Source organism: Neobacillus sp. SRL179 (assembly GCF_984799095.1).
On the sequence record NZ_OZ481792.1, the window covers coordinates 2,211,731 to 2,227,349 of the forward strand.

14 protein-coding genes are annotated in these 15,619 nt (G+C 37.2%); 9 read left to right on the forward strand and 5 right to left on the reverse strand.

The annotated features are described in order from the left end of the window. Positions 1-21 precede the first annotated feature (21 nt). Both AC4E8C_RS10965 and AC4E8C_RS10970 read left to right on the forward strand, forming a co-directional pair. Positions 22-888, forward strand: coding sequence for an HAD family hydrolase (locus AC4E8C_RS10965; RefSeq protein WP_490212138.1), 867 nt, complete (start codon positions 22-24; stop codon positions 886-888). Between the two features lie 52 nt (positions 889-940). Continuing rightward, entirely contained in the window at positions 941-1,261 is a 321-nt protein-coding gene (locus tag AC4E8C_RS10970; protein ID WP_490212139.1) for a ribonuclease E inhibitor RraB, read from the forward strand. Positions 1,262-1,324: 63 nt separating this feature from the next. On the opposite strand, the gene AC4E8C_RS10975 is transcribed toward AC4E8C_RS10970, so the two are convergent. Next, the gene (locus AC4E8C_RS10975; protein ID WP_490212140.1) at positions 1,325-1,891 is read right to left on the reverse strand and encodes a phosphoglycerate mutase family protein; all 567 of its coding nucleotides are present in this window, start codon (positions 1,889-1,891) and stop codon (positions 1,325-1,327) included. 231 nt (positions 1,892-2,122) lie between these two features. Here AC4E8C_RS10975 and AC4E8C_RS10980 point away from each other — a divergent pair, with 231 nt between their 5' ends. Then, entirely contained in the window at positions 2,123-3,082 is a 960-nt protein-coding gene (locus tag AC4E8C_RS10980) for an aldolase catalytic domain-containing protein (RefSeq protein ID WP_490212141.1), read from the forward strand. A 106-nt stretch (positions 3,083-3,188) separates the two neighbouring features. Here AC4E8C_RS10980 and AC4E8C_RS10985 read toward each other — a convergent pair whose 3' ends face one another. Then, positions 3,189-6,314, reverse strand: coding sequence for an efflux RND transporter permease subunit (locus tag AC4E8C_RS10985; protein WP_490212142.1), 3,126 nt, complete (start codon positions 6,312-6,314; stop codon positions 3,189-3,191). Positions 6,315-6,553: 239 nt separating this feature from the next. On the opposite strand from AC4E8C_RS10985, the gene pssA reads away from it, so the two are divergent. Both pssA and helD read left to right on the forward strand, forming a co-directional pair. Further along, positions 6,554-7,045, forward strand: a complete 492-nt coding sequence (gene pssA / locus AC4E8C_RS10990) for a CDP-diacylglycerol--serine O-phosphatidyltransferase (RefSeq protein WP_490212143.1) — start codon at positions 6,554-6,556, stop codon at positions 7,043-7,045. Between the two features lie 223 nt (positions 7,046-7,268). Next, a complete protein-coding gene (helD, locus tag AC4E8C_RS10995) occupies positions 7,269-9,578 on the forward strand; it encodes an RNA polymerase recycling motor HelD (RefSeq protein WP_490212144.1) in 2,310 nt (769 codons plus the stop codon). A gap of 58 nt (positions 9,579-9,636) precedes the next feature. Here helD and AC4E8C_RS11000 read toward each other — a convergent pair whose 3' ends face one another. Further along, positions 9,637-11,145: a DHA2 family efflux MFS transporter permease subunit gene (locus AC4E8C_RS11000; protein WP_490212145.1), complete on the reverse strand. Its 1,509-nt coding sequence runs from the start codon at positions 11,143-11,145 to the stop codon at positions 9,637-9,639. Positions 11,146-11,296: 151 nt separating this feature from the next. Here AC4E8C_RS11000 and AC4E8C_RS11005 point away from each other — a divergent pair, with 151 nt between their 5' ends. Continuing rightward, the gene (locus AC4E8C_RS11005; RefSeq protein ID WP_490212146.1) at positions 11,297-12,169 is read left to right on the forward strand and encodes a TetR/AcrR family transcriptional regulator; all 873 of its coding nucleotides are present in this window, start codon (positions 11,297-11,299) and stop codon (positions 12,167-12,169) included. A 117-nt stretch (positions 12,170-12,286) separates the two neighbouring features. Here AC4E8C_RS11005 and AC4E8C_RS11010 read toward each other — a convergent pair whose 3' ends face one another. Together AC4E8C_RS11010 and AC4E8C_RS11015 are read right to left on the reverse strand one after the other, a co-directional pair. Next, entirely contained in the window at positions 12,287-12,508 is a 222-nt protein-coding gene (locus AC4E8C_RS11010; RefSeq protein WP_490212147.1) for a hypothetical protein, read from the reverse strand. Between the two features lie 51 nt (positions 12,509-12,559). Beyond that, the gene (locus AC4E8C_RS11015) at positions 12,560-12,871 is read right to left on the reverse strand and encodes a hypothetical protein (protein ID WP_490212148.1); all 312 of its coding nucleotides are present in this window, start codon (positions 12,869-12,871) and stop codon (positions 12,560-12,562) included. Between the two features lie 293 nt (positions 12,872-13,164). Here AC4E8C_RS11015 and AC4E8C_RS11020 point away from each other — a divergent pair, with 293 nt between their 5' ends. The 3 genes from AC4E8C_RS11020 to AC4E8C_RS11030 all read left to right on the forward strand — a co-directional run bounded on the left by AC4E8C_RS11020 (position 13,165) and on the right by AC4E8C_RS11030 (position 15,552). Beyond that, complete coding sequence (locus AC4E8C_RS11020; protein WP_490212149.1) at positions 13,165-13,626, forward strand: VOC family protein; 462 nt, start codon at positions 13,165-13,167, stop codon at positions 13,624-13,626. Positions 13,627-13,864: 238 nt separating this feature from the next. Further along, positions 13,865-14,911, forward strand: a complete 1,047-nt coding sequence (locus AC4E8C_RS11025; protein ID WP_490212150.1) for a DUF3231 family protein — start codon at positions 13,865-13,867, stop codon at positions 14,909-14,911. A 158-nt stretch (positions 14,912-15,069) separates the two neighbouring features. Beyond that, positions 15,070-15,552 (forward strand): hypothetical protein, encoded by a 483-nt coding sequence (locus tag AC4E8C_RS11030; protein WP_490212151.1) that lies wholly within the window; start codon positions 15,070-15,072, stop codon positions 15,550-15,552. Positions 15,553-15,619: the final 67 nt, after the last annotated feature.

A 15,619-nucleotide genomic window follows, 5' to 3' on the forward strand; every position in this document is an offset into this window, starting at 1 on the left:
TAATATGAGGAGTGAACATTAGTGGAGTTAACACCAAAGGCCATTTTTTTAGACATGGACGGCACCATACTAAATCATCAAAACAAAGTAAGTATACATACGAAAGAAATTATTGACGAATTAAGAGAACGAGGAATATACGTTTTCATCGCAACAGGCAGAGCGTTGGAAGAAATAGAGAGGGTTGTTCCAGAAGGTTTCAAGGTAGATGGGGTTGTGACTTCTAATGGAATGGCAGGCTATGTAGGGAATCAAGTAATATTTAAACATTCCCTCTCAGTTGAACTGGTGAAAACGGTAGTTAAAATGGCAAGAGAAAATAAGGTTTATTATGAACTCTTTCCGTATGAAGCACCACGTATCACCATAAACGAGGATCGTGAATATGTAGAGAATGAAATTAGAGACCCAAAGCCGGAAAGTGTCGGTATCAATGAGTGGCTTTCCCGTAAGCAGGCCATTAAGGAAGAAATTGCGTGGGCAGATCACATTACAGGAGATGAATTCTCCAAATTTTATTTCTTTGCTCGGTCAAAAGAACATATCAATCGCTGGAAAGAAGAACTGGATCAATTAAAACAAGAAATTAACTTCACCACTTCCATTTCGTCTGAACATAACGTCGAATTGATGGTGGCAAACGTTAACAAAGCAACAGGCATTCAACAGATGTTAAAACACTTTAATTTGTCAGAGACTGAAACAATGGCAATAGGGGACAGTGACAATGATTTGCAAATGCTGCAGCTAGTAGGATTTTCTGTGGCCATGAAAAATGCCCAGGATCGCATTAAAGAAATAACAGATGACGTGACAGAATTCACCTGTGACGAGGACGGGGTATACGAGTATTTAAAGTCTAAGCTTTTGCTGGAAAAAACACAGTAAAACTCTTCTTTAAAGACAATTATGTATGAACTAGTATAGGGAGGTCCAGTTAATGAAGTTTCCAAATGATGCGGACGGAGAGGCGTTACGAAGTCTCTATAAAGATGGTGTGGATTTTAAGAAACAGCAATCAGTCGAATTTTTTGTGGCCGTGCCTGATCAAGTCAAAGGTCAAAAATTAACGCAAGTACTTAAAGAAGCAGGTTTTAATTGCTTTTTAGAGCAAGACGACGAAACTGATGAGTGGGCATGTTGTTGCTCTAGAAGAATGTTATTAAATTATAATGAATTAGTAAAAGTTCAAAAAGAATTAAATAACCTAAGTAAACCACATGGTGGGTTTTCAGATGGTTGGGGTGTGTTTGTAGATTAAAAGTAAGGCAATAAAGGTTGATTCCTAAAAGAGAAGGTATCAACCTTTATTGTTATTAATTAATCAAGGAAAAGAATAGGTGGTACAATCCCAGTGTTTTAAACTGGTCGTATTCTTTCCTTTCCATCCTGCTTTTATCAGTTCCTTTGCTATTAACCTATTAAAAAAACCATGTCCCACTAAGACTACAGGACCATGTATTCGTGCATTCTTCCTTAATTCTTTAGCCGCTCTTCTTGCTCTTGCTTCTGCTTCTTGTAAGGACTCACAGTTCTTCGAATAGCCACCCAGCCATAACCTCCTTAATAGGACAGCCCAGAAGGCGGGATGTAATTTTAATCCTGGATAATCTGTAGAGGGAGCAGGTAACTCTATTTCACGAAATAAAGGGTTTATTTTTGCTTTCTGTTGTGGATTTAAAATAAGGGCAGATTCTATAGATCGTTTTAAATCACTGGTGAGTACAACAGAGGCATGCTTATTTTTTTGAAGAGTTTCAACAGGATAGGATGTAGCTTCATAAACGCCATGAGCATCATATTGTTCAACCCAATGTTTAAATTGTTTACAGGAGATGGGCTTATTGTCGTTAAATCTTGACCTGCCATGTCTAATTAATGAAATCTCCATTTGAGTTCTCCTATATTGATAATTCAAACTTCACCATACTAACACCTTATCTTATGCCAAAGGAATGGTCGTGGACTTTACCTTTTGATACAAAAATGAAAATTGGGTAAAATGTAAAATTTCTAAAAGGGTTTGGAATGTTCAGCTTTTTAAAAAAAGTTTGACACTTCTTGATATAGTCATTCATAATAACAAATAATATGACAAACTAAAAACAGGGGAGTTGCAATAATGGTACATAACAGCAAAATTTTAGACTGTACGATCCGTGATGGAGGATTAGTAAACAATTGGAATTTCAGTGTTGAATTTGTTCAGGATTTATATAATGGACTAAGTGAAGCCGGAGTGGAGTATATGGAAATTGGCTACAAAAATTCCGCTAAGCTTCTTAATGCAACTGAGCCTAATCCATGGAGATTTCTTGATGATCACTTCTTAAAAGAAGTCATTCCTGAGAAAAAATTCACGAAGCTATCTGCTTTAGTAGATATTGGCCGAGTGGATCCAGATGACATTTTGCCTCGTGAACAAAGTGTATTGGATATGATTCGCGTGGCATGCTATATCCGTGAAGTGGATAAGGGATTAGAACTTGTCCAAATGTTTCATGATTTGGGGTACGAGACGACACTAAACATCATGGCTTTATCCAGTGTGCCTGAACATCAGCTGATTCAAGCAATGGAAATGGTGAAAGAAAGCCCTGTGGATGTTGTGTATATCGTTGACTCCTTTGGAAGCTTGGATCCAGCGGGTATTGCCCATCAAGTAAAAAAATTCCAATCGCTGCTGCCTAACAAACAACTTGGAATCCATACACATAATAATATGCAGTTAGCATTCGCGAATACATTGACAGCATATCAGAATGGAGTAACCTTCCTTGATTCATCTGTTTATGGCATGGGACGTGCGGCCGGTAACTGTAACACAGAACTTCTCGTGAGCTATATACAAAAAACAAGTTATGAGCTAAGGCCAGTACTTGGCATAATAGAAAAGCACATGGTAGAAATGAGAAATAAATGGGAGTGGGGCTATATCATTCCTTATATGATCTCTGGTGTGCTTAATGAACATCCACGTGTCGCAATGGCTTATCGGAATACCAATGAACGGGATCAATTCGTAAATTTTTATGATAAGGTAACAACACCTGAAGCAACTTTAGCAACAGCGTCGAAGTAGATTAAATACTATGTTAACAGCTGCCCTATGGCGAGAAGAAACGATTTAATATAAAGAAAAACAAGGCACCTTATTAAATAGGGTGCCTTGTTTTCTTTGGCTTACATTAAAGAATACTGATTCCATTAGCTGTATTCATGTTTTTTGTTGCAGACTTTTTGTGCAGCCATTCATAAATGATCGGAATGATAAAAAAGCTATTGAATGTTGATGTGATCATACCACCAATAACCACAATACCGAGAGTTTGAGAAATGACGGTATCCGCATTATGTGATAATGCCAGTGGCAATAAAGTAAGCACTGTTGCAGCTGCTGTCATCAAAATTGGTCGAATTCTTGAAAGACTACCATTTAATACAGCCTCTTTCACAGGCATTCCTTCTAATCGATTTCTTTCAATCTTGTCAATTAACACAATCCCATTGGTTACTACAATACCTGTAAGCATTAAGATACCGATTAATGCTGCAAGGTTCCATTCTCCATGGAATAAGATTAATGCGATTACCACACCACTTAAAGCAAGTGGAATGCTTAAAAGGACAGATAATGGTGCTCTCCAGCCTTTGAAAATAGTAGAAGTAATCAGTAATACTAAAAGGATAGAAAAGGCAACGGCAACAGACATATCGAAAATCATTTGTTTTACTTGTTCAGTGATTCCTCCCAATGAGTAGGTTACATCTTTAGGAAACTTCATGCGGCTTAGCGCTTTGTCTGCTTGGCTTGACACTTTACTAATATCATTTGATGTAATCTGTGCAGTCACAAGAGAGAAGGGCTGACCATCTCGCTCGCTAATCGATGAAGCTGACTGATCTTTTTTAATTTTTGCTAGTTGGTCGAAACGGACCATTTCACCATTATTTCCACTAAATGTTTCCGCAGATAGAGAGGCTAAGACATCATCAGCAGTGGCATTTATAGTAATACTAGAGTCTGAGCCCGATGCAATTTGATCTAAAAATTGGTCCACAGGAAGAGCTTTATGATCCACCATAATGGTAGCATCCTTAGATGAAGACATATACCGATTAATGACGGTTAGAATGTCCGCAACTTTTACCCCTTTATCTTGAATGGCTTTTTGGTCAAAAGTAACTTTGTACTTAGGTGAACCGTTGGTTAGATCCACTTTTCCATCTACACTTAGGTTCGCTATTTTTGACAAGTTCGTTCTAGCTTTTTGAGCTGCTTGATCCAATGTTGCTTGGTCTGAGCCAGTAAACAAGATGCGCATTTGTGAATCATCACCGGAAATGTTCTGGCTTGTAACAGTAAAAATTACGTTTTTAGAGATTGTCGGCAGCTGTTTCTGTAATTGTTTAATAACAGAATCAGCATTTTTTTCGTTTTTCAACACAACAGATAAGTTAGCGACGTTCGGATAGGTGATAAATCCACCGCCTTGGTCAAATACGTCATCACTTTGTGGTGTCATGGTCGAACCGAAATTGGCCGAATAGGCAACGACTTTTGGATTTTCTTTTAATGTTTTTTCGATTTTTTGTACTTCAGAATCTACTTGAATTAAAGTGCTTCCCTTAGGCAATTCTGCTTTAATCGCGATTTGTCCGATTTTGCCACTCGGTAATAAACTTACTGGGAGAAATGCAGAATAAACTCCAGCAGCTATGAAGACTAAGATCGAAACAATAATCATTGCCTTCTTATGTTTAAAAGCAGATTGCAATAAAGGTTTCATTTTTGAATCTAGCTTGACAGTTTGTTTCCCTAAGTTTCCGCCTTTCCATCCCATAAAAGCAAGTGCAGGGATGACAAGCATCGCAACAAAGAATGATATGATCAAAGCAATGACAACTGACCAAGCAAATCCACTATATGATGCACTGATGACGCCGCCTACAAAGGCAATGGGAATATAAACGGCAATCGTTGTTAATGTAGAACCTAATATCGCAGGAATCATTTCTGTTACAGAGGATGCAAGGATGGAAAGCAAAGGTTGATCTTTTGATTCTTCCCGTTTTCGATACATATTGTCCAAGATAACAATAGAATCATCGACAATACGTCCCATCGCCACAATCAAACCTGAAACCGTTAAAATATTTAACGTGATTCCCATTGATTTTAAGAAAGCAGTTGTCGCTAACAATGAAATGGGTAGTGATATAGCAATTAGTAGCGTAGACCTTACATTTCGGAAAAAGAAGAACACACAGATCATCGAGAATAAGCATCCAAGTAAACCTTCTCGAACTAATCCGAAAAGAGAGCTGTTTAATTCTTTTTCTCGGTCAAGTAATACTTTGAACGAAACGTCTTTTGGATTTACCGTATCCAAGTGCAGGTGTGAAACACGGTCCTTTACTTGTTCAGCGACACCAGTGATATTTGCTGACGGTGTTTTAATTACATTTAACGTAACACTTGGTGCTCCATTTGTTCTTGAAACAGTTTTTACATCATTTAAAGAATGCGTTATGGTACCAAATGCTGAAACAGGAATGACTTTTCCTTCCTTATTCTTAATCGTTGCGTTTTCCATTTGCTGCTCCGTTAATGGTAAACCATCAAAAGAAACGGGTATGGATAATTGGTTGTTTACAATATTCCCTTGAGGCATGGATGGGACGGCTAAAGCAAACGATTTATTGACATCATCCAAGGTTAGTCCGTTTTTCACGAGGTCTTTCATGCGGATAGTTAAAACATATCCATCCTTTGCTCCCCCAATTGCGGATACATCAGCTACACCAGGAACAGATTTTAGTTGTTTAACAATTTCCTGTGTTGCAGTGGAACGCAGAGTTTGTTCGTCTAATTTTGAACTTGATAGACTGTATGTCAAAATTGGGAATGAACTAGTTGTTAATCTTGTTACCGAAGGAGTGCTAGTTATGGTTGAAGGAAGATCTGCATTTGCTAATGCTTTGTTTACTTGATCTTCCGCTTGTTTCATGTCTGTATCCATCGGAAAATACAAACTCATAAACAATCCGCCATCATAAGAAGTGCTCTCTACATTAGCTAGTCCATCTACTACTTTCACAGCACTCGCTAGATTATCGGTCACTTGCTGTTTTACCTGCTCTGCTTGATAGCCGGGTATTCGCATACTTACTGAAAGAGTGGTATTGTTGATTCCTGGCAAATAATCGCGCTGCATCTGGTAGGCGGAAATACCGCCCCAAGCCAAAATGATGACAACACACACAATCATAAGTATGGCTCTTTGCATGGTTGCTTCTACTAATTTTTTCATTGCGTTATCTCCCCATTTTTTTATAAAAATAACCCAAATATGGTTTTCTGTTATGAAATTCAAAATGGTACTGCAAACAACTTGGGCAATTTAAAGTATACAAATTGAAACTGTATGTTCAGTTAACAAAGGATTAAGAAATCATTAAAATGCAAAATCAAGTTATTAATCATGCTAAGTTGTGGAAGGGTGGGTATGCTACATAAAAGGGAGGATTCCTTAACTATGGGGTGGGTACTTTGATTAATAAGATTGTGAAAACAATACCTAATTTATTTACGATTGGAAATTTATTGTGTGGTGTTCTTTCAATTACCCTTAATATGAGTGGCTTTGTGGAAATAGCCTCTGTTTTTATTTTTTTCTCAGCAATTTTAGATCTTCTTGATGGGAGGATTGCAAGAAAATTAAAAGTGAACAGTGAATTGGGCGTAGAATTGGATTCCTTAGCTGATATTGTTAGTTTTGGTGTTGCTCCTGCCCTTTTGTTTCATTCAATCGCTGAACCGTCTATTTTAACTTCTTTAGCATTTATCCTTTTCCCGATAATGGGGGCATTAAGATTAGCAAGGTTTAGCGTAAAACCCACCATTGGCTATTTTAGAGGGTTACCTATTCCTGCTGCTGGGCTTCCCTTAGCTGGAATGGGATTCTTTTTATATAGCAATGCGTGGATTACCTTACTATTAGCTGTGTTAATGGTAAGTCCAATTAGGGTGAAAAAGCTTTAATTTCATGACCTTTTAAAAGGAAATAACTATTTCGAAAAATAATACTGGCTAGTTTCTGAAGCATACACTCGTTGCAGTAGTACAGTAAATGGATTGTGTTTATGATAAACAAATGGTAAAATATAGCTTCATTGTGAAAGACAGCATCTGCAAAATATTGTAGGTGTTTCTTTTTGTTGAGGCCTGTCTACTTGTCAGGAAGTCCGATTGAGAGGTGAGCGAGTTGAGCCCGAAAAAAGAAACTTCCGTTCGTGATCATAGAGATTACCAATCAGAAGTGGAACATCTAGAATTTACGAAAGAATATATTCATAGCGTGTTGGATATTTCGAAGGGGAATAAAGAACAATTTGTTGAGAATTTGAAGGAAGCCTTTGCGGATTTAGATACCTCTGAGAGTAGTTTGAGTTATATGACCCTGCTGACAAATGCGCAGTATTTAGAATTGGCCGAAACAGAATTAGAGCGGTTAGCAAGTGTGATCGAGAAGCCGTATTTTTCCAGAATCAATTTTAAGAGCAGCGGGGAAACCGAAGAAGAAGTCTTATATATTGGGAAAGTCTCCTTGTTTGACCGGGTCAACCAGATTCCGATTATTGTTGATTGGCGCTCCCCAATTGCCAATGTCTACTATGATGGCCGGCTTGGGGATGTGACGTACGATGCATATGGGGAAAAGCAAAGCGGTTATTTATCCCTGAAGAGACAGTATGAAATTGAGGATGGAATGCTGAAAGACATCCGGGATATCGATTTAACCACACATGATGAACTATTGCAGAAAACGTTAGCAGGAAAAGCGGACAATCGCTTAAGTGAAATAGTCGCAACCATTCAAAATGAACAAAATGAAGTGATCCGTGCCCCTCTAAAGCAGCCCATTATCGTTCAAGGTGCGGCAGGAAGTGGAAAAACAACCATTGCCCTTCATCGCATTTCTTACTTTCTTTACTCATCCGGATACCGTTTTCCTCCAGAAAAATTAATGATTCTTGCACCCAATCGCTTGTTTATCGATTATATATCCGCGGTCCTGCCCGATTTAGGTGTAAATAAGATTAAACAAACAACCTTTATGGATTTTATGAAAGGTTGTTTAGGCAAGAAAATAAAACTCGTCTCTCCCAATACAAAATTAATGACCCTCATCAAGGGGCAGGAAAAGACAAAATGGCTAAAATGGGTGACTGCCTATAAAGGATCACTGGAATTTAAGGCACTTATGGATCGGTATATTCGCGACATCGAATTAAGTCTAGCCCCTTCAGAGGATTTTATTATTGAAAAATCACGGCTTATGCGGGGAGCTAAAATCAAGAAATTATTTCTCAAAGAATTTACGTACTTACCGATTTATAAACGATTAGATAAAATTAAAAACCTCTTAACGAATGATGTAAGAGTAAAGAAATCAATGATACTAACTAAAATCACGACCAAATATGATGACGCATTGGATAAGGTCCTGTATAGCAGTCGTTTGGATGCAGAAATAAGACGGGAAAAGGTTATTTCCCTCATGGATACAAAAAAACAAAGACTGAGCGCGGTGGAACAAGAGGCCAAGGTGGCGGTGAAAAGGTATATGGAGCCTTTTATAAAAAGAGATATTTTTACCCTATACCATGAACTGATGACCTCGCCAGAACTTTTACAGAAATATTCTGATTCCTGTTCAGAAAATGAATGCAAGCGGTTAAGTCACTATTGCCAAAAGATTTTTGCCAAAAATGCGTTCGAACTGGAAGATTTAGCTCCGTTATTTTATCTGAAGGCCAAGCTGGAAGGGATCGAAGAACCCTATAAAATGAAAAGTATTTTCATTGATGAGGCACAGGATTATAGTTATTTTCAATTTGCGGCTATGAAGGAAGGATTTGAAACCGATTTATTTACCATTGTCGGCGATTTAGCTCAGGGGATTCATTCCTACAGAGGACTAAACAGCTGGAAACCATTGGTAAGCGAAATTTTCCCAAATGCCAATGTTCAAACACTACAAAAAAGTTATCGTACGACAATTGAGATTATGGAAGCAGCCAATGACATTCTCTCGATTATGGACAAAGAGTTGCCAAAGGTCCAACCCGTGATCCGGCATGGAGACAAACCACGTTTTACAAAAATCGAGCCTGCCAAGCAAGAAAAGGTAAGAGAGCTCCTTGAATATGACATTAATCTACTTAAAGAGGAAGAACTTAACTCGATTGCAATTATTGGAAGAACGGATCGAGAGTGCATTAGAATTCAAAAAATATTAGAAAATAGTAATCTGCCAATTCAACTTTTAGAGGAAAAACAAGACATGAAAAAGGGCAGCGTAGTCATCTTGCCTTCTTACCTTTCAAAAGGGTTAGAGTTTGATGCGGTCTTGATTGTGACCTTAGAAGAGTCGTACAGTGAAGAAGAGTTAGACATTAAATTGTTGTACGTGGCCATGACCAGACCTATGCATCGATTGTATTTATACGCAAGTTCGCCGTCCGACTTATTAATAAATCACGTTCACTCCGGAAAGGTCAATCTAGAGTGAAACAAGAAAGTGCCAGACACCAACCCAAGAAGGGAGGTGTCTGGCACTTTTTAGTTTATTAAATCGATACAGGCTTTGAAGCAGTATTCGGTTGTTTTTCTAATTGATTAACAGCTTCTGCACTTGTATCCACTCGTTTAACAAATAACGCTAAAAGTAAAACGACCACATTAATGACTAAAGTGACGTAGAAGGAATATTGAATTCCTGCAAGTAAGGCTTTCTGCGTTAACACAGCGGTTGAAGCCTGGGTTAAGGTAGCTGGATTCACTCCACTCATTAAATCTGTTGCCTCTGATTTCGTAACAGTGTTCATAATCGTAACCAGTATAGCCGTACCAATGGAACCGGCTACCTGTTGGGCGGTATTGTTAACAGCGGTACCATGCGGATTTAACCGTGTTGGTAACTGGTTTAACCCATTGGTCATAATCGGCATCATGACCATAGACATCCCAAACATACGTAAAGAGTAAGACGTAATAATATAGGCATAAGTTGAATCAACTTGCAGGTGTGCAAGCATAAGTGTTGAACCAGCCGTAACGAGAAGTCCAATGATTCCTAGAATCCTCGGACCAATTTTATCAAATAATTTACCGGTAATCGGTGACATGATCCCCATCACTATGGCACCAGGCAGCATCATTAATCCAGAGTCCAGCGGAGAAATACCGCGGACGTTTTGAACATACGCTGGTGTTAAAATCATCCCCGAAAACATTGCCACTGCGTTTACAATCGAAATAACCGAGCTAAGGGCAAACATTGGGTATTTGTAAACATGTAAATCTAATAATGGCTGCTCTAATTTTAATTGACGAACAATAAACGAAATGAGTGCAAATCCACCAACGATTAGGGTGGTTAAGACAATACCATCCGTCCAGCCATCTGAGCTCGCGGAACTGCAGCCATACAAGATTCCCCCAAAACCAATACAAGATAATACAACCGATAAATAATCCAAGGTTGCATTTTTGTTTTGTTCCATGACATTATCAAACTTCCAAACTGCCAATACTAAACTAATAATTGCTAACGGTAAAATCATTTCAAAAAGGACGCGCCAGTTGTGGTATTCCACAATATACCCAGATAAAGTAGGTCCAATCGCTGGTGCCATAATCATAACTAATCCAAAAATGCCCATAGCCGCACCGCGTTTTTCACGAGGGAAACTAATTAACATTACATTCATTAATAAAGGTCCCATTGCTGATGACCCTGCTGCCTGAACCATCCGGCCAGTTAGTAACACACCAAAGTTTGGTGCGAACGCGGCTAAAGCCGTTCCGATTGTAAAAAGCACCAACGATGAAATGAATAAAGTCCGATTCGTAAAGCGCGTTAATAAAAAGGCGGACGTTGGAATTAAAACGCCACTGACAAGCATATAACCGGTGGCCAGCCATTGCACTGTGGAATAATCCTTGATATCTAAATCAACCATGATCGAAGGTAGTGCAACGTTTAATAACGAGTTATTTAAAAATGAAACAAAAGCACCAACAAATAAAATGGCAATCATTAAATATGGTGGTTTCTGCTTTAGTGTTGTGTCCATACTATATTCCCCTTTGTTCTGTTTAATTTACTTCACTGATTTTATACCCTTAGTTTAAAAAACACAAGACTTTTAAACCTAAAGTTCAAAAAAATTGTTTTTATCGAGAGAAAAAATTATACTACTATTATAGGAACGTTAGGAGGAAGGCATGAATAGTCGAAAAAGGAAAGTAGCAGATGTTGCCTTAAAGCTATTTGTTGAGAAGGGTTTACAACAAACTTCGATACAGGAAATTATTGATAAAGCCAATATTTCTAAAGGGACTTTTTACAATTATTTTTCCTCTAAAAATGATTGTATTGCCGATATTTTAGAAATACTTCGATATGATGCCGCCCAGCAGCGGATGGCCATACAATTTGGCAAAGATACAAAAGATCCGGATGTTCTAATCGAACAAATAACCATACTAATTCGCTTGAATGAAGAACGAAGTCTCCATGTATTATTTGAGGCGATTTTAACCTCAAATGAGATGGAACTGAAGAAATTAGTGATGCAGCATCGAATGATTGAAATGGATTGGATTACCAATCGATTCATTGAAGTCTTTGGAGAGGATGTTCGAGACTATGCGTATGAGGGGACGGTTTTGTTTTTTGGCATGCTGCAGTATATGTTATTTACGATTCGAACCTCTAACAGTACGTATTCTTTAAATCAGTTAGTACAGGTTATCTTGTCCTATACGGAACTAATTCTGCAGCAAATGATGACGAATCAAACCAATTTATTAAGTTATTCTGCGATTGATTTATTACGATCCAATGTAGATAAAAAAATGGTCACGAGCATGGAATTAACAGAATTTGCTGATCAACTTCAGTTACAATATAAATTTACCGAAGAACAACAAGATCTATACGATGCTATCAGGACTGAATTACAACGCGAGCGTGTACGAAAGATTGTCCTTAAGCCCTTACTAAAACCATTTCTACAACTATTTCACAGCACACCAATCGAACCTCAAGTACAAACCTTCACCAATATGGTGTGGTATTACTTAAAGAGTATTTGACAAGTAAACTTGGACAGAAATAATATGAAAGATGCCAGGCGCAAATTTATGCCTGGCATCTTTAGTGAATGGTAATTCTGCATATAAAGTGAAATAGGTAACATAATGCAATGAAAATTATCTAATCAGAACCTTTTCTTCGATAATCTTTATGTATCGGACCAAAAGGGTATCAATAGTTTGAGGTCCCTGGTCTGTTTCTACCGTAAAAAAAGAATTGCAATTCATTTTTTCATAAACATCTTTTTCCACCGCTGCTTTTTTTACATCATCTGTTGTAACAATCTTTTCGGTTATAATATCGTTATCACATGTATAGCATACTGTAAATTCCTTCATCTGATGGGCCCTTTCATTTTTATAGAGCAATTCTAGTCCATTTGCATGGCTTTATTTCTTTTCCACTTTTACTAATCCCTTACCAAGGTTATTCTTTTCAAAATAACAGATCACGACATCATGTACCTGAATCTCATCACCTGAGCGAATGGTTTTCGCAGAAAAGATAATCTCATGTCCGTTTTCACTTTTACCGTAATATTCATCCCCCTTGATGTCAGTAATTTCATATTCTACCGTACTGTATGTAGTCGAATCCTTGCTATTGGAACTAGTTGGCTTACTAGTAGATGGTGGTTGAACTCTTAGTAATACGACTAAAATTGAAACAAGTGCTGCAAGGATGATAATTCGCTTAATCATTAGACTTAGCCTCCTTCCAAATATTTTAAGGGAAGTTTTCGGAAAGGGAATCCTTCTTTTGACCCTTAGCCTTTGTACCCAAGAAGTGTTTACACTAATCCTGTAGGGATGAAACCCAGTATTAAGGATGCAAATAAGGCGTTAGATTTAATTATTATTAGTGTTGACTTTGACACCTTAATTACAATGCATAAATAACATCTAAGGATAATCACACCTTATTGGTTTGAGAAGAAATACTATTAAAGTAAAATTATAAAGTACTTAATTTCTGCAAATAGGAGATGGGAGAAATGATTAGGGGGCTTTATGAGGCACATTTACCTGTGAAAAATTTAGAAGTTTCAATTGAATTTTACCGCAAATTAGGATTGAAACTAGCTTGGCGGGATGAAGAGACTGCATTCTTTTGGATAGAAGAAGGAAAAAGCTGGTTGGGATTGTGGGAAGGAAAGGAATATCAAACTCCATACCATCCTTCTCTACGGCATATAGCTTTTCGAGTCACATATCAGGATTTAAAAGAGTCCTTAAATTGGCTTGAATCGATCAAAGTTAAGTCAGTACCGTTTGGAAGAAGAACATCAGTAGAACCATTTATTAGACCAAATCAAGGAAATGCTTCTATATATTTTAATGACCCAGATGGTAATAGTTTAGAAATGATGTGCTATGTTGAGGTTCCAAAAGAATTAAAACATATTGCGGAAAAGTTGTCATTTGAGGATTGGGAAGATTTGATAAATAGTAAATGAACGGAATAAACAAGTACGATATTCCTTTAAATTGTGGGGAATAACGTAATTTGAGGCGATGCTTAAAGTAGCATCGCTTTTTCAAAGTTAAACTTGGAAAACTACCGTTCAGCAGGACATTGTTGGTGCTAAGAAGCCTTCAATCTAATACCATTTAAATGTAAAAGTCAGATTTGAATTAAAATTTTCCTAATGGTTATCATAAGATAAGCGAAAATGCGGGAAAAGGAGATTAGTTATGACCACTGAAAAGGATTTAAATCCATTGAATGTGTTGAAACAGCTAAATATCAAACCAAAAATCTTAGATGAGTCCCGTCCTCTTAGTGCTTTTGAAATGGGGAAACTTTGGGCTACCTATATGGGAAACAGTATGTCCATTCAAATTTTAGGTTATTTTCATCAACATTGCGAGGATGAAACGATTAAGGCGCTCGTGGAAAATGGTTTAGCTTTATCAAAGGATTTCATACAGAGGATAGAAGGATTTTTTAAAAAGGAACATTTTCCTATCCCAATTGGATTTACAAAAGAAGATGTAAATCTGGGTGCTCCCCGTTTATATGAAGATGAATTTTACGTTCACTATTTAAAATATGCTGCTAAAGCAGGTATGAGTCTTTACGCAGTAGCAGTTCCCTTGGTATTGCGGGAGGATGTAAGGGAGTTCTTTATTTATTGTAATGAATGTACCACCGTCTATTTAGGACAAATTAATAATATTTTAATGGAAAAAAAATTCATCGCAGAACCACCTGCAATTCCAACACCAGTTGGAATTGAAAAAATTGATAAACAAAGTTACTTAAATGGTTTTTTTGGAGATGTCCGGCCCTTACAGGCAATGGAAATCATCCATCTTTGGGATAACATTGAGAATAACGTAACAAGTATGGCACTATTGTTGGGGTTTTATCAGAATGTTCAAGATCAAAAGATCAAGGCATTGTTTAAACGAGGTTTAGACATGACGGATAAAGCGGTAAAGCAGTATAAAGAAAAACTGCATCTGGAACATATTCCTTCACCGTCGTACCTTGACCATTTGGTTAAACCAGCTACATATCCTCCTTTTTCTGAAAAAATTATGCTTTTCCATAAAGTGGACATGTTCTCTATGAAGATAAGGTCATTTGGAAACTCAATGGCGGTAACGGCAAGAAGAGATATAAATTTAGTGTATGGCAGAACTCTAATGAACATTGGCTTATTTGTGGATGACGGCATGAATATCTTAATTGATAAAGGGTGGGTAGAAGCACCGCCAAGAGCGAATGAAAGTTAATAAGAACCTACAGGAACCTTATTTTATAAAGGTCTGTCGAAAAATAGAAGAAAATGGAATAAAGTATAAGGTATTGGCAAAAATAAGGGGTTTGTATAAAGAGGACATACTTGAAAATAATAAGTTAAATAAAACAAACTATCCTTAAGGTGATGTTAATGAAAAATCAAAAATTATTTTTGAGTGCCTTATTGGTAATGCCTTGGTTAACGTTACCATTCCTAGGTAAAAAAGCATTTAGAAGATTTCTTCCAACTGCGATATTTATGTGTACATTCACTAAAGCTTTGGATTTTTATGGTGAAAAGAAAGGCTGGTGGAAGTTTTATAATGGTGTCGGACCCTTCAACAGCATGAATTTTATGAATTTCGGTCCATACTTTGTCACAAGCCTATGGATATTAAAGATGACTTTTGGCAAATTCCCGTTATACATTTTTTCAAATACAATTCTTCATATGTTTTTTATCTTTGGTGGAATGAAGTTTGTTCATAACTTTAATATATTTTCCTTAGAAAACTTATCAAAAATAAAATATTTAGCCATTAATTTTGTAAGGGCTTTGATTCTATACGGATTTCAAAACATAATAGAGCCGGCCAACAAGAAGAAATCATTTTCTGTTAGAAAAAGACTGTAGGTCCATGATTCAAATACAATGGTTATTCCTAAACAATACCTCAATCCTTTTGTGGATAGGGGCTATT